This window comes from Candidatus Symbiopectobacterium sp. NZEC127 (genome assembly GCF_025962675.1).
GTDB lineage: Bacteria > Pseudomonadota > Gammaproteobacteria > Enterobacterales > Enterobacteriaceae > Symbiopectobacterium.
On the sequence record NZ_JAGFPG010000001.1, the window covers coordinates 1,525,506 to 1,551,490 of the forward strand.

Here is a 25,985-nt window from a genome sequence, read left to right on the forward strand (position 1 = left end):
CCGATGATACTAGCAGAGTAAATTTTGCGTCGCCCCTTCCTTTCGTGTGGCGTTTATGTAAACCTGAGTGGAATCAGGTTATTATTTAACCTTTTGACACCTCATTTTAGAGGGTAACCTTATGAGCATTGAACGCACCCAGCCGCTGAAGCCCGTTAGCCAAGTACAGTCTCGCGATGCCAGTGAAGCGACGAAGCAAAAACGTGTACAGACCCCCGCGCAGAGCGAAGTGGCCGGAACCCAGGTTAAGCTGAGTGACGCACAAGCGCGTTTGATGCAGCCTGGCACGCAGGATATCGATATGAACCGTGTGGAAACGCTGAAGCAAGCTATCCGTGATGGTTCTTTGCAGATCGATGCGGGTAAAATCGCGGATGCGCTGATCAAAGATACTCAAGACTTCTTAGCGAATAATTGATACTTATGGAAAAATTGCAAGCAACCCTCGATGCGGTACTGGAAAACCTGAACCAATTGAGCGGTATTTTATCTGAAGAGCAAACGTTGCTCTGCGCTGGTCATATCAATAGTGTTGCGCTACAAAAAGTCACTGATATCAAAAGTGCTACGTTAGCGACGGTGCAATACCTTGATAAGAATCGGCAAGAAATTGAAGTGCGCTTGCAGCTTCAGGCTCCCTATGAGGCCGATACCGAACTGTTCGAACGTTGGCAAGCAATTCAAACATTAACGGCCAGCTTGCATGATATGAACAAACACAACGGTATGTTGTTAAATCAGCACATCAATTATACCAATGAAGCCATTGCCATATTGAAACCGCGCCACGGTCAGAGCCTGTATGGCCCTGATGGACAGTCGGCGGGATTGGTGGTAGGCGGCAGGAAAATCAATCTTTAGCGCACTGTCTCGCGCACAATCCATTATTGGTAATTAACGGCGATCTCGACTTGCCGTATGTCTATTGGGCGATAAACGCGCCCCTTCCCTTCCAGGAAATAGGTGAAGCGGAATTCGCTGGTTGCAGGTAATCCCCGAAAGGCTTGAGTTTCCCCACTGCCGCCTTCAATGTCAGCGCAGCGCTGTACCGTACACAGTTTCACGCGCAAGCCAGGATCGTATATCCCATCGACGGCATAACGCCAATAGACCACGGTGATCGAATTCTGTGGATTGACGCCCTGAGCGGGGGTGGGTGCCAAGGGAGCCGAGTTAAACAGTTGACCTCGATAGGTCAATGTCACTCCGGATTTACTGGCATTCCACCCGCCTTGCCCCGCCGATACCGTCAAGGGCACAAGCAGTGCTGCCAGCACGGAAAATCGCTTGATCACTGCGCCTCCCCAATCATCGCTGTCATTCTTATCTGACGGCTGTCGCTGATTTCAAGATTGGACAGCACCGCCATCTGCGGCAAACTGCGGTGCAGAAAGCGCGCTAGCAGACCGCGCAACGCATGGTTTACCAGCAGCACCGGAGGAGCCCCCAGCATTTCCTGACGGCTTAGTGCCTGCTTGGCCTGCACCAGAAGTCGATCGGCCAGTCCCGGTTCCAGCCCGCCGCCACCTTGCAGCGCTTGCAGTAAGATACGCTCCAGCGAACTATCCAAACCAATCACTTGCAACTCGCCTTCGCCCGGGAACCACTGTTGGGTGATGGCACGGCCCAAGGCGACGCGTACCACGGTGGTGAGTTCATAAGGGTCCGGTTGCACCGGCGCATGTTCGGCCAGCGTTTCAATGATGGTGCGCATATCGCGAATAGACACTTTCTCTTTGAGCAGGTTTTGCAATACCTTGTGCAAGGTGGTCAGTGTAACAACGCCAGGGATCAAATCTTCGGTCAGCTTAGGCATTTCCTGCGTGACGCGATCCATCAGTTGCTGCGCTTCCTGACGGCCAAACAGCTCACTCGCATAGAGGCTAATCAGGTGGTTAAGGTGTGTGACCACCACGGTGCTCGCTTCCACCACCGTATAACCTTGCGTTTGCGCCTGCTCCTTCAATACACCTTCGATCCACACGGCTGGCAGGCCAAAGGCCGGATCTTGCGTCTTGTCACCCGGTAACTCGCCAAACGCATTTCCCGGGTTAATCGCCATCCAGCGACCAGGATAGGCTTCACCGTGCCCTACTTCCACGCCTTTCATCAGGATGCGGTAGCTTGCCGGTGGCAATTCCATGTTGTCGCGAATGTGCACCACGGGCGGCAGGAACCCCATCTCTTGCGCAAATTTTTTGCGAATACTGCGAATGCGCCCCAGCAACTCGCCATCCTGCTGGTGATCGACCATCGGGATCAGCCGATAGCCCACTTCCATGCCCAGCGGGTCTTCTAATTGCACATCAGACCAGGTGGCTTCAATAGCCTTCGGTTTCTCATGCTGTTGTGGCTCAGTGCCCACGGCAGGCGCCGCGCTTTCGCGTTGCTTCATCCACCAGGCCAATCCCAGCAACGCGGCGGTGAACAGCAGGAATACAAAGTTGGGCATCCCAGGCACCATGCCGATGAGCCCCAGCACTCCCGCACTCAACATCATTACCCGTGGGTTATTGAATAACTGGGTAACCATCTGCTGACCAACATCCTGGTCAGTGCTGACGCGCGTCACGATCACACCCGCCGCCGTGGAGATAACCAATGCCGGTATCTGGGCAACCAGGCCATCACCGATGGTCAGCAGCGTATAGCTTTCTGCTGCTTGTCCCATCGGCATATTGTGTTGTACCACCCCAACCAACAACCCGCCGACAATGTTAATCACCATGATGATCAAACCGGCGATGGCATCCCCGCGCACAAACTTACTGGCACCGTCCATTGAGCCGTAGAAGTCAGCTTCCTGAGTCACTTCCGTACGACGTTTTTTTGCTTCATCTTCGCCGATCAAGCCGGCGTTCAAGTCCGCATCGATCGCCATCTGTTTGCCGGGCATCCCGTCCAGCACGAAACGGGCACCCACTTCAGCAATACGCCCGGCACCCTTGGTGATAACCATAAAGTTGATCAGCACCAGGATGATGAACACCACAATACCGATGGCAAAGTTGCCGCCTACCAGGAAGTGACCGAAGGCTTCTACCACGCGACCTGCCGCCGCGGTACCGGTGTGCCCTTCAAGCAAAATGATACGGGTCGAGGCGACGTTCAACGACAGGCGTAACAGGGTGGAGAACAGCAAAATGGTCGGGAAGGCAGCAAAATCCAGCGTGCGCTGGGTGAACATCGCCACCAATAACACCATGATGGACAGGGCGATATTGAAGGTAAACAGCAAATCCAGAATGAAGGGCGGCAGCGGCAACACCATCATGGAAAGGATCAGCAGGATGAGAACCGGGCCAGCCAAAATTTGCCACTGGGTATTTTTAAATGCGGTCGGTAGACGCAGTAAAGAGGCCAAATCAGGCATCGGTATTCATCTCTTCATGGGGTACAAAATCGAGCGCTGTCGGGACTGGAAGATTCTTAGGTTTACGCGGGATGAGTCCCCCCTCACGCCGCCAGCGTCTTAGCTGGTAAACCCATGCCAATACTTCCGCCACGGCAGCATACAGTGTTGCCGGAATATGTTCGCCTATTTCTGCATGGCGAAACAGTGCACGCGCCAACGGCGGTGCCTCCAAAACGGGAATACGGTGCTCAGCGCCAAGCTCGCGGATGCGCAAGGCAATTTCGCCAGCACCTTTCGCCAACACCTTGGGTGCATTCATCTTTTTATCATCATATTGCAGAGCAACCGAATAGTGTGTCGGGTTGGTGACGATCACATCCGCTTTTGGCACATCGGCCATCATACGCCGCTGAGCCAGCGCGCGCTGCTGTTGCCGTATCCGCCCTTTCACATGCGGATCGCCTTCACTCTGCTTATGCTCATCGCGGATATCCTGTTTACTCATCCGCAATTTTTTAAAATGGCTCCAAAGCTGCCAGAATACGTCAAATGCCACCATGGGAATCAATCCCAGGATGACAAAGAAAGCGCATATTGCGACCAGTTCCAGCGCATCACCCAGTGCTGCAATTGGGGCTTCAGAGACTAAACGCAGCATCGCCGCCCAATTGTGCATCAAGAACCAACCGGCAATGGTTCCCACCAGCACGGACTTGAGGATGGCTTTGAACAGTTCGGCCAATACCTGTGAGGAAAATATGCGCTTCAGACCGCTGATCAGGCTCAGCTTTGTCAGGTCGAATTTGATAGAGCTGGGGCTGAACAGCACGCCCCCCAGTAACATCGGAGCAGCAATCGCCACCAGTACCGCGCCAACCATCAGAGGAGTCAACGCTGAAACGCCCTGCATCAGCAGCGATCCCAAATGGTTTAACAGCAGCTTGTCGTCTCGGATCAAGCCAGGATCGAAATGGAGTCCCTGCGCCACCATGGCGGAAAGCTTTTGCGCCATCGCACTGCCGCCCAGCCACAACAGCGCCAACCCTGAGATCAGCATTAACATCGAGGTCAGTTCGCGCGAACGCGGAATCTGCCCCTCCTCTCTTGCCTTCTCTTGTCGGTGGGGTGTGGGGGCCTCTGTTTTTTCAAGGTCGCTATCTTCAGCCACAGCCGTGTTCCGATCGCATACTGTCAGGTTGAGGGGTAACGCTTAGCATGACAAATGTCCGCAATCCTTATGGCTTGAACAACGAAACAAACCTATAGCTTATTCAGGGATAGGGTAAAACAAACAGAAACACCGTGACTGATCCACAGATCACTCACGGTGCCAATGAAGCGATCGTCAGTGGGAGGCTCTGCATTGCCGCACTCCCTCTGACTGCGTTAGAAGCCCAGGCTGTCGAGCAAGTCATCAACCTGATCCTGACTGGATACCACGCCAGCGGCGCTTTTATCCATCTGAGGACCATTGAGCAAGCTGTCATTTGGCCGTTTCTTCTCAGCCGATTGCTCAGGCATGTTTTCCAACAATACCATCAGCAATTGTTTTTCGATTTCCTGAATCACCGTCATCATGCGTTTGATAACCTGACCGGTAAGATCCTGGAAGTCTTGCGCCATCATGATTTCCATCAGCTGCGCATTGGTGAAAGAGGTGTGCTGCGGTACGTCATTCAAATAATTACGCGTATCCGTGACCAGTTCTTTTGCTTGCGCCAGTTCAATCGGATTTTCGAACCACTGATCCCAACGCGCTTTCAGCGCCTTGGCTTCAGACTCCAGTTGGTTTTGAACGGGTTGCGCGGCCTCAACGCTGCTTAATGCGCGTTCCGCCGCCTGCGCCGTCATTTGTACCACATAGTCGAGGCGATCGCGCGCATCGGGAATCGCTTCTGCGGCTTCCGCGATGGCCTGATCCAACCCCAGTTCACGCAAGCTGTCACGCAGCATGCGCGTCAATTGGCCAATACGGGAAATGATCTCCGTTGCAGAGGCGGTATCATTCACCGGTGGCATAGGATGTGACGTCATACGATCCCCTTACATGCCTAATTTTTCGAAAATCTTATTCAGTTTTTCTTCCAGGGTCGCAGCGGTAAACGGCTTAACCACATAGCCGCTAGCGCCCGCCTGAGCGGCAGCGATGATGTTCTCTTTTTTCGCTTCCGCCGTGACCATCAGGACAGGCAGACTCGAAAGAGAACCATCAGCACGGATCGTTTGCAGCAGCTCCAGACCATCCATATTGGGCATATTCCAGTCGGAAATCACAAAGTCAAAACCGCCTGCGCGCAATTTATTCAACGCGTCAGCACCATCCTCTGCTTCTTCCACATTATTAAAGCCCAGTTCCTTCAGTAGGTTACGAACAATGCGGCGCATCGTCGAAAAGTCGTCCACTACCAAAAATCTGAGTTCTTTATCGGCCATACCTACTCCTAATTTTTATTGCTCCCTGGGAGCTGCTGTTGCTATATACGTAATGCCTGTCCGGCAGAAATTTGTGCCAACATACGCTGGCTCACCTGGCTTAAATCTACCACTTCATCGACGCCCCCCGTCGCAATGGCTTCGCGTGGCATACCAAACACCACACAGCTTGCCTCATTTTGCGCCAGAGTGTAAGCGCCAGCCTGATGCATTGCCAGCATCCCGGCTGCGCCGTCGTTTCCCATCCCCGTGAGGATAACCCCCACAGCATTTCGCCCGGCATACTGCGCGACCGAACGAAATAATACGTCAACCGACGGACGATGCCGGTTTACCGGCGGCCCGTCATTCAACCTGACCTGATAGTTGGCACCACTTTTCACCAACTCCAGATGGCGCGCACCGGGTGCGATATACGCGTGTCCGGGTAAAACACGCTCACCATCTTCTGCTTCTTTTACCGTAATCTGACACAGTTTATTCAAGCGCTCAGCAAAAGACTTGGTGAAACCCGGCGGCATATGCTGGGTTATCAGCAATGCCGGGCTGGTCGCCGGCAACGGTTGCAGCACCTGGCGAATCGCTTCGGTACCGCCCGTCGATGCGCCGATGGCGATCAACTTTTCACTGCTCAGTATCGGCATGTGCTGCATGATTTTGGTCGGTTCGCTGGACGCGCTGCGCTGCGGCAAGCGTGCCTTGGCCGCCATGCGAATTTTCTCAGCGATCATCTCGCTGTAGGCTAGCATGCCTTCGCGAATGCCCAACTGCGGCTTGGTGACAAAATCCAGCGCGCCCAGTTCCAACGCACGTAACGTCACCTCGGACCCTTTGCCCGTCAGCGATGAGACCATCACCACCGGCATCGGCCGCAAGCGCATCAGTTTTTCCAGAAAATCCAATCCGTCCATGCGCGGCATTTCCACATCCAGCGTCAATACCTGCGGATTAAACTTTTTGATCAGATCGCGGGCAACCAGCGGATCGGGTGCGGTGGCAACCACTTCCATATCTGGATGGCTATTAATGATTTCCGTCATGATCTGACGCATAAGCGCTGAGTCATCTACACAAAGTACTGTAATCTTGCTCATTATCTTTCCTTAGCCAGCCCATAGACCGTCTGCCCGCGCAAGTAGAACTCCCGACTGATCTGGCTGAAGTTTTCTGAATGGCCGGCAAATAATAACCCACCCGGCTTAAGCATAGGAACAAAGCGACGCAAAATACGCTCCTGCGTCTCTTTATCAAAGTAAATCATTATATTACGGCAGAAGATAGCATCAAAGGGCGCCGGAACATCCCAGGTCGGTGCCAACAGGTTCAACTGTTGAAAATGCACCATCGCGGCGAGTTCCGGCCTTACGCGTACCAAACCGCTGTGTGGCCCGGTTCCGCGTAAAAAAAACTTTTGTAACTGTTGGGGAGAAAGCGTGCGCAGCTCCTCCTGGCGATAAATACCCGCCGTGGCTTTTTCCAGCACCTGGGTATCGATATCACTGGCCCAGACCTGACACCCACTGACGCGGTTACCCAGCACCTCTGCCAGCGTGATAGCCAATGAATAAGGCTCTTCACCGGTGGATGCCGCCGTGCTCCATACGGTGTAGCCATTCGGCCTTGACCGTGCATGCTCGGCAAGGATCGGAAAGTGGTGCGCCTCACGAAAAAACGCCGTCAGGTTAGTCGTCAGGGCGTTAACAAACGCCTGCCATTCCGGGCTGTTGACGTCCGCTTCCAGCAGCGCCAAATATTGCCCAAAATCATTGAGCCCCAGAGTGCGCAGCCGCCTCACCAGGCGGTTGTAGACCATTTCCCGTTTATGATCGGCCAGCACAATGCCAGCACGTTGGTAAATCAACTGACTGATACGCCGAAAATGGGTATCCGACAAGGGCAATCTATCGACCATCTGCGTCAGGATAGACGCAGATTCAAGGCGATTTGGCGATGGGTTATTTTTCATATCAAACCGCTCAAACATCAATTAAGGTTATAGAGAGAGTCAATCCAGCCTTTCCTTCAACGCGAGTGCAGGTGTTACTTTGTAAGTATTAGTCGATATTTCATCGTCGGTCACGTCAAGACGGAAAACTGAAACTGCATCCGTCAACATCATCGCCTGAGCTTCCAATGCCTGAACGGCGGATGAGGCTTCCTCCACCAACGCCGCATTCTGCTGCGTTGCACTATCCATTTCGGTTACCGCCTGAGCTACCTGCTCAATACCCCTGCTCTGCTCATCGGACGCAGACGCAATTTCGCCCATGATATCGGTCACACGCTTCACGGAGGTGACGATATCATCCATGGTGTTACCCGCGTCCTTCACCAGCACAGAGCCTTGCTCAACGCGCCCAACCGATTCCTCTATCAGCGCTTTGATCTCTTTAGCTGCCTGCGCACTGCGCTGTGCCAGACTGCGCACTTCGCCGGCTACCACGGCAAATCCACGCCCCTGTTCGCCCGCGCGTGCCGCTTCAACGGCAGCATTCAGCGCCAGAATGTTGGTCTGGAACGCAATGCCATCGATCACCCCGGTAATATCACTGATTTTACGTGAACTGACCGCAATATCCTGCATGGTTTTCACTACGCCGGCGGTAATTTCGCCCCCTTTATGGGCGGTGTGGGTAGTCTCCTGCGCTAATTTGGACGCTTGGTGCGCATTGTCCGCATTTTGCTTCACGATAGCGGTCAGTTGTTCCATGCTGGCGGCCGTTTGTTCTAACGCAGACGCCTGTGATTCGGTACGTGATGACAGATCCACGTTGCCGGAGGAAATCTCCCGCACGCCAAGCAGCATCCCCGTGGCACCTTGCCGCACGGTATGTACCGTCGAGGCCAGCGAGGTCTGCATATGTTGCAGCGCCGTGAACATCACCCCGATCTCATTCTGACCGTAGTCGGCAATTTTTACCGTCAGGTGCCCGCGCGCGATATGCTCAAAATGCTCACGCATGGTGGTCAACGGCGTCAGAATGATTTTCCGCAGCCACACCACGGCTACAGCAACCAGGGCCAGGGAAAGCACCACGACAATGCCAAATGACCAGGTTGAGTGGTTATAGGAATCACGGCTTGCCTGACCGGCCTGCTGCAAATGTGTCTGGACGTAGCTCAGATAGGCAGAAAAGCTCTTCTCAAAATTATCCTGAAATGACTGGGTAGGTTGGTCAAGGAAAGGTTGCAACTGGCCTTTATCCAGGAAACCAATCAGCTCTGCCAACGCACCGTTGAGCTTGTCGTAGCTCACTTTGGTGCTCTCTGCCAGACGCTGCCCTTCCTCCGTCAACTGCGTGGTAGCAACGAACTGTTTGAAATAGACATCCGCCTGCGCCAGCGAGGCGCGCGCACTGTTCATCAACACCGAGACTTGCTCTTGCGGCACGTTACGCGCCGCGCGCGTTGCCGCTCGGTTCAGGGTATTGCGGGTTTGCAGTAGCGCTACCCAACTCTGGCTCAAACTGTCGCGCTGCTGGCTGACCGTCTCCACGCGCGTAAAATTCTGATAGTCCGTTTTGAACGCCGTAAAGGATAAGCTACTGGATAGCAACTGCACGGCACAAAACACAAACAACAACACAAACAAACCGGTAGAAACACGAATTCGCGTCAACATACTGCCTCCAACCTGGGTGATCGGTCGGCGCTATGCCGACACGATCGATACGTTCTTGTTTTAAACTGCTTCTGTATGAATCACTGTGCCAGAAATACGCGTGGTCGTTCGGTTAGAACGTTTCCCAGTTGTCTGAGGTCACTGCCTCTGCCTTTTTCTTACTGCCCGCCGAGGCGCTCGGCAGCAATACCGGGCGCGCGGTATTATCAACCGGGGCCGTTGCTGGCGATGCAATCCGCGAACGCCCACCCGTTGCAGGCAACTGGAAGACCGCAACGGCCTGATTCAGCCCAATAACTTGTTGTTCAAGTGCGGCGGCGGCGGCGGCGGATTCCTCTACCAATGCAGAGTTTTGCTGCGTCACGCGGTCCATTTCGGTAACGGCCAGCCCAACCTGCCCAATGCCTTTGCTCTGTTCGTCAGAGGCAGAAGCAATTTCGCCCATGATGTCGGTCACGCGTGTCACCGAGCTAAGAATCTCGCCCATGGTTTCGCCCGCACTTTCTACTAATACAGATCCTTCATCGACACGATTTACAGAATCTTCAATCAAACTTTTAATTTCTTTCGCTGCCTGGGCACTACGCTGTGCCAAATTGCGCACCTCTCCCGCTACCACGGCGAAACCACGGCCCTGCTCTCCCGCACGCGCCGCTTCAACCGCGGCGTTCAACGCCAGAATATTGGTCTGGAACGCGATGCCATCGATAACGCTGGTAATATCAGCAATTTTCTGTGAGCTGCCGGCAATGTTGTGCATGGTTTTCACGACATTATCGACCACCTTGCCACCGCGTTGTGCGGTTTCTGACGCACTTAACGCCAGTTGGCTCGCCTGACGCGCATTTTCCGCATTCTGTCGTACCGTTGCGGTCAGTTGTTCCATGCTGGCCGCCGTTTGCTCCAGCGACGACGCCTGCTCTTCGGTACGCGATGAGAGGTCGTTATTCCCTGCGCTGATTTCTGATGCCCCAGTGTAGATGGCATCGGCACCCTGGCGCACCGCGCTCACCGTGCCAATCAATTCAGACTGCATGTGGCGCATGCTGTCTGCCAGTGTCCCCATTTCATTGCGGCTATGATAATTCATCTTCTGTGTCAGATCGCCACGTGCAATGTGTTGCGTGTGCTCCACAATATTATGCAGTGGATGAATTAATATACGTTGAATAGCAAACCAGGCAGACAAGATTAACGCGACAACAACAAAAATCACCGCAGCCAAAATCCAGAGAGCCGATTGATAAGCGCTTTCGTTGCGTGAAATTTCTGTGTTATATAATTTTTCACTTTCAACTTTATAAGCATTGTACGCTTTTTCAAATCCATCCTGATAGCTTTGCGTTGGCTGATCGATAAACTTTTTTATATCCCCAGAGGAAAGCAATTGAATTAACTCTGCCAGTGCCACATTTAGCGTCGTGTAATTCTGCTTGACATCTTGCGCGATGGCATTGCTCTGCTGTGCCGAGCGCGCTACACCTTCATAGTCTGCGAAGTATTTGTTTGCGCTGACTAATTGCCGCTGTGCATCCTCCAGCAACGCGTTTACCGATGACCCAGTGCCGGCTCCCGTCGCATCGAGCGCAAATCGACTTCCTGCCCGATTAAGGGTATTTCGCGTTTGTAATAAATAGGACCAACTCGCATCAAGCGCTGATTTTTGATTATTAATGATTAGCGTATTACCAAATACCTCTTTATCATTTTTTAGCGCATTGAAAAATAGCCCACCGGAAACAAGTTGTAGCACACCAAATAGCAGCAATACACAAAGTAGCGCTGTGACAATTTTGATACGATTTAGCATATGACGCCTTTTAAGTAAACGAATAGCCGGAAGACCGGCATCAAAGTGGGGTGAGTTCCAGATAACCTAAATAGAGAAAAGAGCAAGAAAGGTCAGAGCCATCCAGCGATGGCCCTGAAAAAAAGATTATGCTTTTGCAACGATATCGACTAATGCCATTTCTTCACTGCTGAGCAATTTCTCAATATCGACCAGGATGAGCATTCTCTCACCCAGTGAGCCGAGACCTGTCAAATATTCTGTGGACAGGGTTACTGCAAATTCCGGCGCAGGGCGAATCTGATCCGCCGTCAGCGACAGTACGTCAGACACGCCGTCAACCACGATCCCAACCACGCGCTGCCCCAGATTGAGGACAATGACCACGGTGTTGTCATCGTAATCCACTTCCTGCTGGGCAAACTTAATGCGCAGATCGACGATAGGCACGATAACGCCACGCAGGTTAGTCACCCCTTTGATGAAGGAGGGCGTATTGGCAATGCGTGTAACCTGATCGTAACCCCGGATCTCTTGCACCTTAAGAATATCGACGCCGTACTCCTCGTCGCCCAGTGTGAAAATCAGGAACTCCTGTCCCACAGTTTCACCGGCTATTTTTGTGACGTTGGCAAGTCCAGTCATGTTTTTCACCTTAATTATTCACGTTCTATGTGTTATTACGCCGCGGTCTCAACAACGCGCTTTTCACGGTTCAATGCCTGCAACGCCGAAACGTCGACAATCAATGCCACGCTGCCGTCACCTAAAATGGTCGCAGCGGAAACACCTGGCACTTTGCGATAGTTGCTTTCCAGGTTTTTCACCACAACCTGGTGTTGACCAATCAGTTGATCAACCAGCAGGGCATAGCGGCGACCTGCGCTCTGTAAAATCACGACGATACCCTGAGTTGCGTCGGTCTTCGCGCCTTCAACATCAAAAATGTGGAACAGCTCAACCAGAGGCAGATATTCACCGCGCACTTGCAGCACACGCTCACCGCCTGCCAGCGGATAAATATCCTCGGCGCGCGGTTGTAACGATTCCATTACCGCACCCAGCGGCAGAATGAACACTTCTTTGCTGACCTTGACGGACATGCCATCCAGTATCGCCAGTGTGAGCGGCAGCAGGATACGAATAGTGGTGCCCTTGCCTGCCTGGAAGTGAATTTCAACGTGCCCACCCATCTCCTGGATGTTACGTTTTACCACGTCCATACCGACGCCGCGTCCGGAGACGTCTGTCACTTTTTCTGCCGTTGAGAAACCTGGCGCAAAAATCAGCATTCCGACGTCTTCGTCGGACATGTTTTCATTCACCGCCAAGCCTTGCGACAGCGCTTTCGCTAAAATACGCTCACGGTTCAAACCCGCACCATCGTCGATAACTTCGATGCAGATATTCCCGCCCTGATGTTCGGCTAACAGCGTCAAATTACCCACCGGCGATTTCCCGGCAGCAATACGTTTCTCTGGCGATTCAATACCGTGATCGAGGCTGTTGCGCACCAAGTGGGTAAGAGGGTCAATAATGCGCTCAATCAGGCTCTTATCCAACTCGGTGGAGCTGCCGATCTGTGTCAATTCCACCTGTTTGTCCAGTTTGGCGGCCAAGTCGCGCACCAAGCGTGGGAAGCGGCTGAATACGTATTCCATCGGCATCATACGAATGGACATCACCGATTCTTGCAAATCGCGCGCGTTTCGCTCTAGCTGCCCCATGCTGTTCAGCAGGTCGGCATGCACCACCGGATCGAGCGCCGTAGAGCGCTGTGCCAGCATGGACTGCGTTATCACCAGTTCGCCGACCAGGTTGATTAACTGGTCAACTTTTTCTACCGCTACACGAATACTGGTATCACCGGTTTTTTGGCGGTTTTTATTGGCATCGTGTGCGGGCTGTTGAGCCTTCGCCGCAGCAACAGGTGCGGTAGGCGCTGCGACCTTCGCTTCAACCACAGGCTCTGGCGCGCTGGGCACGACGGTCAGTTCCGGCGCTGGCTCGGCGGCGGGAGCAGCACTTGGCGTGGGAGCTGAAGGCGCACCAAAATGAATCTGTTCAGGTTCGAGCACAAAGCAGAGCACTGCGCTGATATCGTCTTCACTTTCAGAGGTAACCAGCGTGATATCCAGGCTGCTGTCCGTCTGCTTAGGATCTTTCACCGTTCCCAGGTTGCCCAGTTCTTCGAGCATTTGCGGAATTTCTTGCGTTTTGAGCCCGGTGAGCGTGATATGCAATTCACCGTTTCCCGCTTGCGCGAGCGTGGGTGCGGCCGCAGCCGATGCGCTTACAGCAGTGGCAGCCGGCGCGCTACCTTCCCCTTTGGCATCGAGCGCCAGTTGGCGCAGTGCCTGACAGATATACTCAAAGCTCTCGGCATTGGGTTCCTGTGCGGTTTTATAAGCGTCCAACTGATCCTGCATAATATCTTTTGTTTCCAAAAACAGGTTGATGATATCGGTACTCAAACGCATCTCTCCGCGTCGCGCACCATCAAGCAGGTTTTCCATCAAGTGGGTAGTTTCCTGCAATACGGTAAAACCGAACGTTCCCGCGCCGCCTTTAATGGAATGGGCAGCACGGAAAATGGCATTCATTTGCTCAGTATCAGGGGCTTGTGGATCTAATAACAACAAATGTTGTTCCATATCCGCCAGTAGTTCATCTGCTTCATCAAAGAAAGTTTGATAAAAAGCACTCATGTCCATGCTCACGTGATCACCTCTGCTGCGAATCGTGGCTTATTGATGAAGGTGTTGCCTGGCTGTCCGGAGCGGCTGGCAACGCGGTGGTCGGTTGCTGGCGCCCTGAAGCAGGTACTCCATTCCCTGTCTGCGGCGATGCTGCACCGCCGCTATTACTTGTATTGGTATTACTGCTACTGCTTACATTGCTGGTACTGGTGGCGCTGTTGTTATTGGTTGTGGTACTGCTCGAACTGGTGTTGTTGCTACTGGGAGGCGCACTGTTCGTTGGCCCCACGCCCGTGGCTCCCCCCGGGACCGGTGCATTGCTTGCACCGCTATTGCTATTGTCGGCAGCAGGCTCGTCGGGTTTAGTGTTCTCCGCGGGCAAATTTTGCAAAGTTTCCGCTTTATCGATATCAATCGCACGGCTTTCGCTATTTTCTTGCTCAATGGCGCGTTGCGCATCACGGTTTAGCACCATTAAGCTGATGCGGCGGTTGATGGCGTCATTTTTATTGGTGGCCTGTTTCAAACTCATGGTATCCGCCATGCCCACCACCCGCAGCACCTTGCCGTCAGAAAGGCCGCCGGCAATCAGCTCGCGCCGGGATGAGTTCGCGCGATCGGCGGACAGCTCCCAGTTACTGTAGCCACGTTGCCCCTGCGCGTATTGCACGTCATCGGTATGACCTGACAGGCTGATTTTATTGGGGATATCATTAAGAATGGGGGCTATGGCACGCAGGATATGACTCATATAGGATTCAACCTGCGCACTGCCGGTTTTGAACATGGGGCGATTTTGGCTATCAATAATCTGGATGCGTAACCCTTCATCGACCATTTCAATCAGCAGGTGCGGGCGCAGTGCTCTGAGGCGCGGGTCAGATTCGATCAACTGTTCCAGCTGCTCACGCAATTTATTCAAACGAATATCGTCGAGCCTGTCGCGCTGATTGGCTTCGGGAGGCATCTCAGGTTCACGTTTGACGACGCCTTCCTGCTGGGTGTAATCATTCCCCCCACCAGGGATCGGGCTGCTGTCTTCACTGACGCGAGAGCCTGAGGTTAACGCGACTTTGAGTGGCGTTCGAAAATACTCGGCGATCTGCGTCAATTGTGATGGGCTGGCAATGGCGATAAGCCACATCACCAAAAACAGCGCCATCATGGCAGTCATAAAGTCAGCATAAGCTATCTTCCACGAGCCGCCATGGTGCGCCGCGTGGCTAGACTTCCTTTTCTTGCGTATTATCGGATGCTGATGTTTCATTAGTCACTTTCCGCAGCCTGCTGAGCCGGTGCTTTCACACGACGAATATGCTCTTCCATCTCAGCGAAGGTCGGACGGACTGTGGAGTACAGCGTTTTGCGCCCAAACTCAACGGCAATCTGCGGCGCATAACCGTTCAGGCTGGAGAGCAGCGTCACCTTGATGCATTGCAGGACTTTTACCTTTTCCGAATTCTTTTGGCGCAGCAGTGAAGCCAGTGGCGAAACAAAGCCGTAAGCCAGCAGGATCCCCAGGAACGTCCCCACCATGGCATGCGCGATCATCATACCCAGTTCAGCAGCAGGGCGATCGACATAGGCCAGGGAGTGCACCACCCCCATGACCGCCGCAACGATACCAAACGCAGGAAGGCCATCCCCCATCAGGTTCAGACTCATCGCCGGCACTTCAAGCTCGTGCTCAAGGGTTTCGATTTCTTCGTCCATCAGCGTTTCGATTTCGAACGCATTCATGTTGCCGCTGATCATCAGCCGCATATAGTCAGTGATGAATTCAATAATGTGGCTGTCTGCAACCACACGAGGATAGCTGGAGAAAATCTCGCTTTCACGCGGGCTATCGATATCGCCTTCCAAAGAGAGCATCCCCTGCTGACGCGATTTCGCCATCAGACGAAACAACAGCGCCATCAGGTCCATGTAGAGGTCCCGGCTATACTTGGACCCCTTGAACAGTTGTGGGAAGGCGCGAATCGTACCTTTAATGGCTTTGGCATTGTTACCGACGATAAATGCGCCGACGGCCGAACCACCGATAATCAACAGTTCCGAGGGCTGATACAACGCACCCAGCGCCCCGCCAACCATCAGGTAACCACCCAGTATCGAACCTATTATTACGAGATAACCCAATATAACAAGCACAAGAATTCCTTATAACAAATCGCGGGTGGAAGCTGAGGTAAAACATCCGTCGAGCAGGAATTTCTTAAGGAGGGATGTACTCAGCCCGCAACAACACGGGCTGAGACAGACTCACAACCGCCACCAGGCTCAGACAGCATGCTTTACCGGTTCATCCAGTAGTTGCGGTAGTATATCGGCAAGATTCGGTGAAAGTTTACGTCTTTTTACCGCTCTGGAGGGTGGCTGACACAAGCTGCAAACAAAACTGTTTTTCGGCAGATGAGCATGCGTAATAAACATCCCGTTGCAACAATTGCACGACGATAGCTGTAGCATACCGCTATCCACGAAACGCACCAATGTCCAGGCGCGGGTCAAGGCGAGTAACGGCGTATCATTGTTGGGCGAGCACTGTTCAAGATAAAGACGGTAGGCTGTGATAACGGCTTCAACGCCATTACAATGACTGGTCTTTAGCAAAAAAGCGTACGCATTATAGAACATCGAAGAATGAATATTTTGTTCCCAGGTCATGAACCAGTCCGTGGAAAATGGCAACATTCCTTTTGGAGGTGGGCTCCCCCTCAGCTCTTTATAAAGTTTAATTAAACGCCCACGACTTAATTGTGTTTCACTTTCCAGCATCTGCAATCGAGCACCCAGAGAGATCAATTCCATCGCTAACTGGATGTCTTTTGCTTCCTGAACAATACTCTTTTCCGTCATTATTATGCCCTTTTCTTAGGCAAGTTATCGTCTTTCGAAGATAACTGGTTTAATAAGTGACTCGACAGCAAAATTCCAGTATGGATTTGTTGTAAATCATCCACGCGGGATTCTTGTGTTAATAACTTGATCGTGTTGTGATCGTCAAAACGAAAATGACAAATCAGTTGATTGGTTTCCGCCAGTTTAACCATCTGAGGCAGTGTGAGCTGCATCAAGGTATCCGCCATGGTTTCATTAATACCTAAACGGAACATCGCAGAAGCTTTTTCGTCATTGATTAAACGTTGTGCCAGTAACAGATAAGACAGATTTATGTCATAAATGTGCTTGAGTAATTCAGAGGTACCCATATTTCCCATCTCGACAGGCTATGTACAAAGCATAAGTTGGGGGATAGAGGCTATCGCCCGGTTAAAAATCACTCTCCATTGATGGCATGAAAGCATTCGGTGCCAGAGACTATCTTTTGTTACTTTACTTTCTTATTATGACAATCACATGCTACTGCCAACTTCTTTTGCTGCCCAACTCGCTTATCCATTTACCCCGTATGACAACCCAAATCACTGCTTCAGGAAGCATAGGATTATTCCTAAATCCTCGCAACTGTACCGCCTAATCCCTCAAACACACAACGCGACCAGAGAATCATTTTGGTAATTATGTGACCAACATCACATAATTGAAAGGTATTATCCCGAAAAGCCATCTGGTAAGAACTCCTACCAGAACGTTTGTTACCCATCTTTTTGACAAGAAACATTTCACTTCACTGAAGCAGATACAGTTATACATTTTTCAAATGGTTTTATCTTAATGATAGATATATAAAAAATGTAACAAGATTACGCGCGTATCAGCGATACCAAAAGTGAGCGCCCAACGGCAATAAGTGTAGGAGAGGATAACCATTATGTCTCAACCAAATGTCACTCGCCCTGACTTTGCAGTAGTATCAAAGTCGTTTTTTGTTACTTTGGATCTGGGGCGATTATAAAATGTACAACTTTAGTTATTATAACCCAACGCGTATCGTGTTTGGTCAGGGAAGAATTGCAGAGATTAGCCAACACATCCCCGCCAATGCGCGCGTGTTGATTACCTACGGCGGGCAAAGTGCGGAAAAGTACGGCACGCTTGCGGAAGTCAGGCAAGCACTGGGTCAACGCTTCTCCGTGGAGTTTGGCGGCATTGAAGCCAATCCCCACTATGAAACCTTGATGAAGGCCACGCAGTTGGCAAAAGAGCAGAATGTCGATTACCTACTGGCCGTGGGTGGCGGTTCGGTGGTTGATGGCACCAAGTTCATCGCCGCAGCCTATTACCATGAAAACGTATGGGATCATTGGGTTAATAAAATACCGCTCACTCAGGCACTGCCCATGGGCTGTGTCATGACGCTGCCCGCCACCGGTTCGGAGATGAATGCCACTTCAGTGGTCTCCCACATTGCGTCGGGGGCCAAAGTCGGTTTTAACCATCCGTTGCTTTTCCCCCAGTTTGCGGTTCTCGATCCTGAGAAATCCTATACCCTGCCCGCTCGGCAAGTCGCCAACGGCGTGGTAGATGCCTTTGTTCACGTTATCGAGCAATATCTCACCTTCCCTGTCTATGGCAAAGTGCAAGACCGCTTTGCCGAAGGGTTACTGCTCACCCTGTTGGAAGAAGGTCCCAAGGCGCTTACGCAGCCTGAAAATTACGATGTGCGCGCCACCCTTACCTGGAGCGCCACGCTGGCGTTGAACGGGCTTATCGGCGCAGGTGTGCCACAAGACTGGGCTACGCACCGTATCGGCCATCAGCTCACCTCGCTTTACGGTTTGGACCATGCGCAAACGCTCGCCGTATTACTTCCTTCTTTATTATATGTCCAACGCAATAATAAGCATGAAAAGCTTTTACAATATGCCACGCGCATCTGGCAAATAACCGAGGGTGATGACGAGACCCGCATTTCCCAGGCGATTGCAAAAACGCGCGATTTCTTTGAGCAGATGGGGATAAAAACCCGCATGCGCGATTATGGATTACCACCGGATGCGGTGGAGGCGATAATCCACAATCTGAAAGCCTTTACTCTTTTACCGCAGGGTGAAAGGCAGGATATTGACGAAGCAATGGCAAGAGAAATTCTGACACTCAGCTATTAAAATCGCTCCCCTTCGCCGCTACACGAAGGGGATATCGGCTTATTTTGTCTGGGGAACCCGGTTAACCAACCCAATCCCCAGACACACCAGCACCAAAGCAGCAGCATAGCGCCATTCAAGAATGCTCTCATCAAGGAACAGCGCCGAGAGCACGGCACCGGCAATCGGGATCAAGAAATTAAAAGGTGCGACAGTGCCGACCTTGTTATATTTCAGCAATTGGCTCCATAGCGCAAAGGTGATCGATGAAAGCAATACCAGATAGAAAAGAATCAATACAGAATCCCAACCCTGAACGCTCAGCGATCCACCGCTAAAATACCCAATCAACGTAAGGATTATACCGCCAATCGCCAGTTGGTACCCTGTCATGACAATCGGATCCATGGTTTGAGAAATACGTTTCCCGTAAATTGTTGCCGCTGACAAAATTAATGCTGCAATAACAACAAAACCATCCCCCATTACTGTAAAACTGAAATCATCCAGGCCATTTATATTAACGATAGTGACACCTAAAAATCCCAGCAGGCAACCGAATGCTTTATTCGGCGTTATTTTATCATTGGCATAAAGACAATGCGCAATCAGTACGCTAAAAAACGTACTGGTGGCATTCATAATAGACCCTTTAACCCCTGTGGTATAAGCGAGCCCGATATAAAAAAAGATATACTGTAACGTTGTTTGTGTGATCCCGAGTACCGCTAACTGCCTAAGTTGCCCCGGTTTAAACCGCGCAATCGCCTTACCACTCGCCAGCGCCAACAGCAGCAACAACCCGCCCGCCAGCACGAAGCGGTAACCGGCAAACACCAGCTTTGACGCGATGTCCCCCTCTGCTATCAGGAACAAGGCATAGCCATTTTTGATGGCCGGATAGGCGCTTCCCCACAACAGGCAGCAAAGGGTTGCCAGCGCAAAGACTATTTTTTCATTGGTAAAAAATGCGGTTGTATTCTTCAAAAAAGACTCCAATAGAAACAGCCCACTGATGCAATAAAAGTAGGCGAATCGGTATTTATTTTTTCACGACAAATTTTTTTACAGCGGCGTTACGAAATTTCACAAGCTACTTTATCAGCAACTAAAATGAAAATACGTTTTAAAAAGCAAAAATTGTGATCGAGATCCCGACGACTACAATTAAGATTTTTCACTATAGGCCGATTATCTTTTATATTAGTTACGACTAAAAGGAACACTCGTTGTTACTGTAAGGGTGCTGAATACCAAAGATGCGTGATGTGTCTTGTTGTTTGGTAAATTGTAATCACTTTTCCTGAAAAATGAGCGAATGGACATGAAAATAACTTCACAATCTGAGCAGCAGGGGAAAACAGGTGTGTTGAATAATTTACGCTTAGTGCCTTTATTCGTTATCATTCTCGGCGGCATCATGTTGATGTTCGCCTTGTCGATAGGGACTTCCAGCTATTTTCTGGCACGCAGCAATCAGTACCTTGCCGACGTCACGCAAGAAATCGACGTTCGCATGGGGCTTTCCAACAGTTCCAATCACCTACGCACCGCGCGCTTACTCCTGATTCAGGCGTCTTCCGCTGCACGTATCGGTGATTCAGCGGTCTACAATGAAAACCTGAAGCAAGCAGCGCAACGCGTCGAACAATCGCAAAAAGCCTTTCAGCTGTATGAAAATCGCCCGATAAAAACCGAGTATGATATTTCGCTTGATGCCGGATTAACCAAAGCGTATGAAGACTATATCAAACAAGGCATAACGCCCATGATGGCGTCGGCAAAGGACGGTCTGTTCGAAGAAGTCCTGAGTCATGAGGCCGAAGAAGTTCGCGTGCTTGATGCTAACTATAACAAACCGCTGCTGGATGCGGTCGCTTACCGTACCGAGCGTGCACAGCAACTCAACAAGATAGCTACAGAGAACGCCACCTTAGGGTATGCCTTGATGGGTGCCAGTTTCGGTATCGCCCTGTTGCTCTCCTTGCTGACCTTTACGTTCCTGCGCGGTGCCTTGATCAGGCCGATGAACGCACTGGTGATGCGTATTCAACGCATTGCCCAAGGCGATCTCACGCAGCGCTCGATGAATTACGGCTCGAATGAAATTGGCACGTTAGGCAATAATGTGCAACACATGCAGGCCTCACTGGTTAACACCGTTGCCACGGTGCGTGAAAGCGCTGATTCCATTTATCAGGGTTCAACCGAAATCTCTTCCGGCAACACGGACCTGTCATCTCGCACTGAACAGCAGGCTGCCGCGTTAGAACAAACGGCCGCCAGTATGGAACAGTTGACGGCAACCGTTAAGCAGAACTCCGAAAACGCACACCACGCCAGTCAGTTGGCTGCCAACGCCTCCAATAAAGCGAAACAAGGGGGCAATATCGTTTCTAATGTTATCGAAACGATGGATAGCATCTCCGGCAGTTCGCGCAAGATTTCTGAAATCACTAACGTGATTAACAGTATCGCTTTCCAGACCAACATTCTGGCGTTGAACGCCGCCGTTGAAGCGGCGCGTGCCGGTGAACAAGGTCGTGGTTTTGCTGTGGTCGCCAGCGAGGTTCGTAGCCTGGCGCAGCGCAGTGCGCAGGCGGCAAAAGAGATTGAAACATTAATCTCTGAATCGGTATCGCTGGTGAGCAGTGGTTCGACACTCGTCGATCAAGCCGGGCAAACCATGAAAGAGATTGTTGATGCCGTTACCAATGTGACCGACATTATGGGTGAGATCGCGTCCGCGTCAGATGAACAAAGCCGTGGTATTGGTCAGGTGGGGCAAGCCATTGCCGAGATGGACAGTGTCACGCAGCAAAACGCCGCGTTGGTGCAGGAAGCAACGGCAGCGGCGTCTTCGCTCGAAGAACAAGCTGCACTGCTGACTCGTGCCGTGGCGGTGTTCAAGTTGCAAGAACAGCGTGCAACGCCGACACCGGCGTCATACACGCTGGCATCAAGCAAAAGTGCGCCAGCAGCACTGCCGCCAGGTAATAAGAAAGCCACCAACAGTAGCGAGCATTGGGAAACATTCTAACCGCTGACTGACCGAGCAGGTCTGCTTGCAGACCTGCTTCACTTCCGATGCGCGTCTTGCGGTTTCAGCTCCACAAAAAGACCTTCCGGGTTTTCTTCTTCATTAAAAAACCAAATTCCCGCCGGATAATCCGCTAGGGCGACAAGGTACATCGTCCCTTCCAGAAACGGTTCCACCGCTAACACCACGCCTTCCCTTCGCTCTGCGCCGTCGGTTTTTACTGTAACAATATCATTTACTTTCACGGCGTATGCCCTCAACGTCGTCTTTAGCTGCTGGTTGCTGCGTGTAAACGGTCATACTGTTCCTGTGCCAAACGCACTGATTCAATATTGGATTCTGCCCAATGCGCCAGGCTTTCGAACGTTTCCACCAACGTCAACCCCACGGGCGTCAGTGAATACTCTACGGTAACGGGAACCGTGGCAAATACACGACGGGCAACCAGACCATCCCGCTCCAGCTTTTTCAGCGTTTGCGACAAGACTTTCTGGGTGATGCCTTCGATATCCCGTCGCAATTGATTAAAACGCGTCTCACCTGATTTCAAACGACCAATAATCAGTATGGTCCATTTGTCGGCCAGTCGCTCCAAAAACTGGCGCGCCGGGCAGTGCGATGAATACACGCTGTAGCCGGCTGCGGTATCGCCCTCAATGGGGTATCTCTGCATGGTATCCTCCAGGAAACCTGGTATCGTTCAGGTGCCTTCTTGTCAACGCAGTATACCATATATACTATCTTTCCATTGAAAACTGATGCTACCTTCAATCGCTTACCAAACTATTGCATCCGTCCCTGTTATTACTGACGAAAGGAAAAGTGAACATGAGTAACACTGTTGTTGTTTATTTCTCAGGATATGGCCACACCCAACGCGTTGCAGAGTATGTTGCACAAGGTGCTGATGCAACGCGTATCGCCGTGGATGAAAACGGTGATATTACCGCTGAGGAGTGGGAGACGCTGAACGCCGCGGATGCCATCATTTTTGGTGCTCCCACCTACATGGGTTCAGTGCCTTGGCAGTTTAAAAAATTCGCGGATGCTTCTTCTAAAGCCTGGTTTACTCGTGCCTGGCAGGATAAGGTTTTTGGCGGCTTTACCAACAGCGCCAGCCTGAACGGTGACAAGCAGGTTAGCCTGATTTGGATGCAAACCCTGGCTTCCCAACACGGTGGTCTGTGGGTGAGTCTGGGCTTACTGCCCGCTAACACCAAAACGGCTACACGCGAAGATGTTAACAACCTGGGTGGCTCTGTGGGTCTTCTGGTGCAATCGCCTTCCGATGGCCCGGCAGATGATATCCCTTCCGGTGATTTGGAAACCGCGAAGCAGTATGGTGCACGCGTTGCCGCCGTTGCATCACGCCTGCGCGGATAATCTATCCTTCGTTACGCTTCGGTTATCAAGCCAGCGACGCGCTGGCTTTTTTATTTAACACACATTCTCCCTTTCGCCGTCATCATAGTGTCATCATTTATACACATAATGGTGGCACGGCCCTCTGGAGATGAAAAAATGATAACCCTTCATGCCAAAAGTACCAGCGAAGCTGAACAGTTGCTCTCTTCCGGTACCGCCAGCAAAGTCCTTCTTGATTATTCCGTGACTACCGACGATTTTTTCAGAATCGCTGATGCATGGTGTGCACAAGGTGCAAAGATCAGCAAGAAAGCCGGGATGTTTGTTATTTCGTTAAAGGGGTTCCGCATCCCCCCCAACGATTAATCCACCTGCCGAGATAAAATAGTACCTCGATGTCGTCGTTCCCTCTTCGGTGATGCCACGTGAGAGCGTCGCCGCAAAAACTATTTCCGTTAGGAATAGCGCTCTCAATATCATCATTTACTTTTATTGCACTGATTGATATTAAACCGCCGTTTAATCACCTCATGTCACGTTATTGTTGCACGACGCTTTTTGTTGGGTTGTCGTTATCCCTCTATCCCGATGTTGTCAGCAATAGGACGAAGCCATGAAATATACTTTTTTTCGACTGCTCCCAGTCATTTTTCTTGCTGCCTGTACCACAACAAAACAGCCCGAGACGGTAGCAACACACACATTTTCACCGATGAGCGTCTCGGTAGATGAGCCAGAGATTGATAACTGTGCGGTGGGGTGTCCTACAGGGGGAAGTCAGCAAACGCTGATACGTGAAGCCTACACATTAAACAATAATCGTGACACCCGATTTGCCAATTGGGTAGCTTATAAAGTCACACATTCCAGTATTGCCAGCGGCGGAACCAGAAACTGGCGACGCGATCCCGTGCTACCAGAATCGGATACTCTCGCTCCAGCGGCTTACACCGGCGCGAATGCCGCCCTGTCCATCGATCGCGGACATCAGGCACCGCTGGCCGGACTGGCGGGCTCATCCGATTGGCAATCGCTAAATTATCTGTCGAATATTACGCCACAGATGTCAGCCTTAAACCAAGGCCCGTGGGCCCGTTTAGAATTGCAAGAGCGCTTGCTGGCCAATCGCCCAGACTCGCCCCCCGTTTACGTGGTGACCGGTCCCTTATTTACGCGCAAGATAGCAACGCTGCCAGCCGCCCCTGACGTCGAGATACCGAGCGGTTATTGGAAGGTTATCTTCACCGGCAACAGCCCTGAAACTGGCGAGTTTGCTGCGTTTATCATGGATCAGAACACGCCACGAGCCGCCAATATCTGCCACTTTCAGGTCACCATTAAAGAGATAGAGGCGAAAACCACACCGAATTTGAATATCTGGCCCTATTTGCCTGAGGACGTAGCGGCCAAGCTCAAATCACGCAAAGGAACGCTAGCGAAAGCCATGGGGTGTTTATAAGCACGGCAACGTTTACGCCATGGCTACGGCAGGTAGCCATTAAAAATAACGCAGCACGGCGTGCTAGTAATAGTTAATCGTAAACACCACTTTGCCATCCGCTCTTCCCGCAGTCGCAACGGCATCCGTTTGGATATAGCGCGCGGATAACGGAACCCGGATCGTCGGGCTGCCCTCTTTCGGTAAGGTCATAGCGTGCTCTGAGGAGAAATTAAACGGTGTTGGCGTTTGGCTATTCAAGCCCCACCCAATCTGGATCCCGACGCCTGACGCCGCGCCGGGCACCGACGCGTCAATGGCCATGATGCCGTTGGCGGCATCTTTCACTGCCGTGGTGGGTGTCAATCGCACACCAATGCTGTTATTGATCGATGGCGTCGCCGCCGCACTCCCGGTATTGAAATCCATCAGTGTCGTGGTGTTCGTTTGATTATAAAATCCATGAAACATCGGGCAATTTTGCAGCGAAATAGACGCATCAATCCACGGCGTAGTGGAATGGGGTCCCCTGAAATGTTCCCGTATATCATAAGTACCCATCGCCACATTGACGTCCGGCGTGGTGCAGGTTTGCGCTGTTACCGTCAGATTTCCGGTAAAGGTGACGCGATTTAATTGGAGCGGCAAGCCTTGGATTTGCTCGCCAGAACGCGAATTCACCATATTATCGCTTGCCGTAGGGAAACTGGATGCCGAGATAGCATAGCTCCCAGGCGTCAGCGGACCGATTTTAATCAGCGAGATATAACGTGTCGCGGCGCCCAGCGTCACTCCACCATAGGGTTCGTTACCGAAAATAACGTCTTCGTTACGATAGCCAAATACGCCGAGCGTTGCGGCAGCACTTTCGTTATGACGTGATATCGCGACCCCAATCCCTGGGATATTGGTTTGATAGACGGCGCCGGCAAACGGGCCGGTATTCAACCCGCTCAGCGGCAGTGGCGCTTGCTCAATGCCGACCGCCCAGTTGAAGGGAAACCCGCCGCCAGGCGATCGGCACTCAATATCCACCGTGGGTGCATTCATCCAACGCCCCTGATAAATAATGGTGCCTATCGGTATATCCGCACCGGCCGATATGATCGGCGGGCTTAACGGCACGCTGAGCGAGGACGCGCTGAAGCCCGCCTGATAGCCACAGGATATTGCGGCCCAACTGTGGCTACTTAACATGGCTAGCAGCAACGTGCCGAGCAGCGTTAAAAGAGGAATGTTCAAATACTTCATAC

Annotated in this window: 26 protein-coding genes; 7 read left to right on the top strand and 19 right to left on the bottom strand. The window is 51.7% G+C overall.

What is annotated here, in order from left to right:
* Positions 1-121: 121 nt before the first annotated feature.
* Together flgM and J5069_RS07020 are read left to right on the top strand one after the other, a co-directional pair.
* Positions 122-418 carry a flagellar biosynthesis anti-sigma factor FlgM gene (gene flgM / locus J5069_RS07015; protein ID WP_264643148.1) on the top strand — a complete coding sequence of 99 codons (297 nt, stop codon included), beginning with the start codon at positions 122-124 and terminating at the stop codon, positions 416-418.
* 5 nt (positions 419-423) lie between these two features.
* Positions 424-861 (top strand): flagella synthesis protein FlgN, encoded by a 438-nt coding sequence (locus tag J5069_RS07020; RefSeq protein WP_264643149.1) that lies wholly within the window; start codon positions 424-426, stop codon positions 859-861.
* 23 nt (positions 862-884) lie between these two features.
* Here J5069_RS07020 and J5069_RS07025 read toward each other — a convergent pair whose 3' ends face one another.
* The 15 genes from J5069_RS07025 to flhD form a co-directional block, all read right to left on the bottom strand.
* Positions 885-1,295 (bottom strand): flagellar protein FlhE, encoded by a 411-nt coding sequence (locus J5069_RS07025; RefSeq protein ID WP_264643150.1) that lies wholly within the window; start codon positions 1,293-1,295, stop codon positions 885-887.
* Positions 1,292-3,373, bottom strand: a complete 2,082-nt coding sequence (gene flhA / locus J5069_RS07030; protein WP_264643151.1) for a flagellar biosynthesis protein FlhA — start codon at positions 3,371-3,373, stop codon at positions 1,292-1,294. Before flhA ends, J5069_RS07025 begins: the two co-directional genes overlap by 4 nt.
* Positions 3,366-4,523, bottom strand: a complete 1,158-nt coding sequence (gene flhB, locus J5069_RS07035) for a flagellar biosynthesis protein FlhB (RefSeq protein ID WP_264643152.1) — start codon at positions 4,521-4,523, stop codon at positions 3,366-3,368. Before flhB ends, flhA begins: the two co-directional genes overlap by 8 nt.
* A 218-nt stretch (positions 4,524-4,741) precedes the next feature.
* Positions 4,742-5,389 carry a protein phosphatase CheZ gene (cheZ, locus tag J5069_RS07040; protein ID WP_264643153.1) on the bottom strand — a complete coding sequence of 216 codons (648 nt, stop codon included), beginning with the start codon at positions 5,387-5,389 and terminating at the stop codon, positions 4,742-4,744.
* 9 nt (positions 5,390-5,398) lie between these two features.
* On the bottom strand, positions 5,399-5,788 hold the full coding sequence (gene cheY / locus J5069_RS07045) for a chemotaxis response regulator CheY (RefSeq protein WP_195312472.1): 390 nt from the start codon (positions 5,786-5,788) through the stop codon (positions 5,399-5,401).
* Between the two features lie 41 nt (positions 5,789-5,829).
* Complete coding sequence (locus J5069_RS07050) at positions 5,830-6,882, bottom strand: protein-glutamate methylesterase/protein-glutamine glutaminase (protein WP_264643154.1); 1,053 nt, start codon at positions 6,880-6,882, stop codon at positions 5,830-5,832.
* Complete coding sequence (gene cheR / locus J5069_RS07055) at positions 6,882-7,754, bottom strand: protein-glutamate O-methyltransferase CheR (protein ID WP_264626970.1); 873 nt, start codon at positions 7,752-7,754, stop codon at positions 6,882-6,884. The genes J5069_RS07050 and cheR overlap by 1 nt, the downstream gene beginning before the upstream one ends.
* Positions 7,755-7,793: 39 nt before the next feature.
* Entirely contained in the window at positions 7,794-9,410 is a 1,617-nt protein-coding gene (locus J5069_RS07060; RefSeq protein WP_264643155.1) for a methyl-accepting chemotaxis protein, read from the bottom strand.
* Positions 9,411-9,522: 112 nt separating this feature from the next.
* Positions 9,523-11,220, bottom strand: a complete 1,698-nt coding sequence (locus J5069_RS07065; protein ID WP_264643156.1) for a methyl-accepting chemotaxis protein — start codon at positions 11,218-11,220, stop codon at positions 9,523-9,525.
* 126 nt (positions 11,221-11,346) lie between these two features.
* Positions 11,347-11,844 (bottom strand): chemotaxis protein CheW, encoded by a 498-nt coding sequence (gene cheW / locus J5069_RS07070; RefSeq protein WP_195312477.1) that lies wholly within the window; start codon positions 11,842-11,844, stop codon positions 11,347-11,349.
* A 35-nt stretch (positions 11,845-11,879) separates the two neighbouring features.
* Positions 11,880-13,907, bottom strand: coding sequence for a chemotaxis protein CheA (gene cheA / locus J5069_RS07075; RefSeq protein WP_264643157.1), 2,028 nt, complete (start codon positions 13,905-13,907; stop codon positions 11,880-11,882).
* Positions 13,908-13,923: 16 nt separating this feature from the next.
* Positions 13,924-15,165: a flagellar motor protein MotB gene (motB, locus tag J5069_RS07080; protein ID WP_264643158.1), complete on the bottom strand. Its 1,242-nt coding sequence runs from the start codon at positions 15,163-15,165 to the stop codon at positions 13,924-13,926.
* A complete protein-coding gene (motA, locus tag J5069_RS07085) occupies positions 15,165-16,049 on the bottom strand; it encodes a flagellar motor stator protein MotA (protein WP_264643159.1) in 885 nt (294 codons plus the stop codon). The genes motB and motA overlap by 1 nt, the downstream gene beginning before the upstream one ends.
* A 129-nt stretch (positions 16,050-16,178) precedes the next feature.
* Positions 16,179-16,757 (bottom strand): flagellar transcriptional regulator FlhC, encoded by a 579-nt coding sequence (gene flhC, locus J5069_RS07090; protein WP_264643160.1) that lies wholly within the window; start codon positions 16,755-16,757, stop codon positions 16,179-16,181.
* A gap of 2 nt (positions 16,758-16,759) precedes the next feature.
* Positions 16,760-17,110 carry a flagellar transcriptional regulator FlhD gene (gene flhD, locus J5069_RS07095; protein WP_264643161.1) on the bottom strand — a complete coding sequence of 117 codons (351 nt, stop codon included), beginning with the start codon at positions 17,108-17,110 and terminating at the stop codon, positions 16,760-16,762.
* Between the two features lie 648 nt (positions 17,111-17,758).
* Here flhD and J5069_RS07100 point away from each other — a divergent pair.
* Entirely contained in the window at positions 17,759-18,910 is a 1,152-nt protein-coding gene (locus J5069_RS07100; RefSeq protein WP_264643162.1) for an iron-containing alcohol dehydrogenase, read from the top strand.
* A 39-nt stretch (positions 18,911-18,949) separates the two neighbouring features.
* Here the strand turns inward: J5069_RS07100 and J5069_RS07105 are convergent, their stop codons facing one another.
* Positions 18,950-19,876, bottom strand: coding sequence for a DMT family transporter (locus J5069_RS07105; RefSeq protein ID WP_264643163.1), 927 nt, complete (start codon positions 19,874-19,876; stop codon positions 18,950-18,952).
* Between the two features lie 331 nt (positions 19,877-20,207).
* Between J5069_RS07105 and J5069_RS07110 the strand changes: the two genes are divergently transcribed.
* Positions 20,208-21,929 carry a methyl-accepting chemotaxis protein gene (locus tag J5069_RS07110; protein ID WP_264643164.1) on the top strand — a complete coding sequence of 574 codons (1,722 nt, stop codon included), beginning with the start codon at positions 20,208-20,210 and terminating at the stop codon, positions 21,927-21,929.
* Positions 21,930-21,967: 38 nt separating this feature from the next.
* Here the strand turns inward: J5069_RS07110 and dsrB are convergent, their stop codons facing one another.
* Together dsrB and J5069_RS07120 are read right to left on the bottom strand one after the other, a co-directional pair.
* Positions 21,968-22,174 (bottom strand): protein DsrB, encoded by a 207-nt coding sequence (dsrB, locus tag J5069_RS07115; RefSeq protein ID WP_264643165.1) that lies wholly within the window; start codon positions 22,172-22,174, stop codon positions 21,968-21,970.
* 23 nt (positions 22,175-22,197) lie between these two features.
* Complete coding sequence (locus J5069_RS07120) at positions 22,198-22,602, bottom strand: winged helix-turn-helix transcriptional regulator (RefSeq protein ID WP_264643166.1); 405 nt, start codon at positions 22,600-22,602, stop codon at positions 22,198-22,200.
* 155 nt (positions 22,603-22,757) lie between these two features.
* On the opposite strand from J5069_RS07120, the gene J5069_RS07125 reads away from it, so the two are divergent.
* The 3 genes from J5069_RS07125 to J5069_RS07135 all read left to right on the top strand — a co-directional run bounded on the left by J5069_RS07125 (position 22,758) and on the right by J5069_RS07135 (position 24,753).
* Positions 22,758-23,312 (top strand): flavodoxin family protein, encoded by a 555-nt coding sequence (locus J5069_RS07125; protein ID WP_264643167.1) that lies wholly within the window; start codon positions 22,758-22,760, stop codon positions 23,310-23,312.
* Positions 23,313-23,450: 138 nt separating this feature from the next.
* Entirely contained in the window at positions 23,451-23,660 is a 210-nt protein-coding gene (locus J5069_RS07130) for a hypothetical protein (protein WP_264643168.1), read from the top strand.
* Between the two features lie 247 nt (positions 23,661-23,907).
* The gene (locus J5069_RS07135; RefSeq protein ID WP_264643169.1) at positions 23,908-24,753 is read left to right on the top strand and encodes a DNA/RNA non-specific endonuclease; all 846 of its coding nucleotides are present in this window, start codon (positions 23,908-23,910) and stop codon (positions 24,751-24,753) included.
* A 63-nt stretch (positions 24,754-24,816) separates the two neighbouring features.
* On the opposite strand, the gene J5069_RS07140 is transcribed toward J5069_RS07135, so the two are convergent.
* Positions 24,817-25,983 carry a fimbrial protein gene (locus J5069_RS07140; RefSeq protein ID WP_264643170.1) on the bottom strand — a complete coding sequence of 389 codons (1,167 nt, stop codon included), beginning with the start codon at positions 25,981-25,983 and terminating at the stop codon, positions 24,817-24,819.
* Between the last annotated feature and the right edge of the window lie 2 nt (positions 25,984-25,985).

Bases quoted from the DNA above. Each gene is read 5' to 3' on its own strand.
- J5069_RS07135 (WP_264643169.1), top strand. From the start codon at position 23,908: ATGAAATATACTTTTTTTCGACTGCTCCCAGTCATTTTTCTTGCTGCC.
- J5069_RS07120 (WP_264643166.1), bottom strand. From the start codon at position 22,602: ATGCAGAGATACCCCATTGAGGGCGATACCGCAGCCGGCTACAGCGTG.
- J5069_RS07020 (WP_264643149.1), top strand. From the start codon at position 424: ATGGAAAAATTGCAAGCAACCCTCGATGCGGTACTGGAAAACCTGAAC.
- cheR (WP_264626970.1), bottom strand. From the start codon at position 7,754: ATGAAAAATAACCCATCGCCAAATCGCCTTGAATCTGCGTCTATCCTG.
- J5069_RS07130 (WP_264643168.1), top strand. From the start codon at position 23,451: ATGATAACCCTTCATGCCAAAAGTACCAGCGAAGCTGAACAGTTGCTC.
- J5069_RS07060 (WP_264643155.1), bottom strand. From the start codon at position 9,410: ATGTTGACGCGAATTCGTGTTTCTACCGGTTTGTTTGTGTTGTTGTTT.
- J5069_RS07050 (WP_264643154.1), bottom strand. From the start codon at position 6,882: ATGAGCAAGATTACAGTACTTTGTGTAGATGACTCAGCGCTTATGCGT.
- cheZ (WP_264643153.1), bottom strand. From the start codon at position 5,389: ATGACGTCACATCCTATGCCACCGGTGAATGATACCGCCTCTGCAACG.
- flhD (WP_264643161.1), bottom strand. From the start codon at position 17,110: ATGGGTACCTCTGAATTACTCAAGCACATTTATGACATAAATCTGTCT.
- flgM (WP_264643148.1), top strand. From the start codon at position 122: ATGAGCATTGAACGCACCCAGCCGCTGAAGCCCGTTAGCCAAGTACAG.
- flhC (WP_264643160.1), bottom strand. From the start codon at position 16,757: ATGACGGAAAAGAGTATTGTTCAGGAAGCAAAAGACATCCAGTTAGCG.
- J5069_RS07140 (WP_264643170.1), bottom strand. From the start codon at position 25,983: ATGAAGTATTTGAACATTCCTCTTTTAACGCTGCTCGGCACGTTGCTG.
- J5069_RS07100 (WP_264643162.1), top strand. From the start codon at position 17,759: ATGTACAACTTTAGTTATTATAACCCAACGCGTATCGTGTTTGGTCAG.
- cheW (WP_195312477.1), bottom strand. From the start codon at position 11,844: ATGACTGGACTTGCCAACGTCACAAAAATAGCCGGTGAAACTGTGGGA.
- cheY (WP_195312472.1), bottom strand. From the start codon at position 5,788: ATGGCCGATAAAGAACTCAGATTTTTGGTAGTGGACGACTTTTCGACG.
- J5069_RS07125 (WP_264643167.1), top strand. From the start codon at position 22,758: ATGAGTAACACTGTTGTTGTTTATTTCTCAGGATATGGCCACACCCAA.
- J5069_RS07065 (WP_264643156.1), bottom strand. From the start codon at position 11,220: ATGCTAAATCGTATCAAAATTGTCACAGCGCTACTTTGTGTATTGCTG.
- J5069_RS07110 (WP_264643164.1), top strand. From the start codon at position 20,208: ATGGACATGAAAATAACTTCACAATCTGAGCAGCAGGGGAAAACAGGT.
- flhA (WP_264643151.1), bottom strand. From the start codon at position 3,373: ATGCCTGATTTGGCCTCTTTACTGCGTCTACCGACCGCATTTAAAAAT.
- motB (WP_264643158.1), bottom strand. From the start codon at position 15,165: ATGAAACATCAGCATCCGATAATACGCAAGAAAAGGAAGTCTAGCCAC.
- cheA (WP_264643157.1), bottom strand. From the start codon at position 13,907: ATGAGTGCTTTTTATCAAACTTTCTTTGATGAAGCAGATGAACTACTG.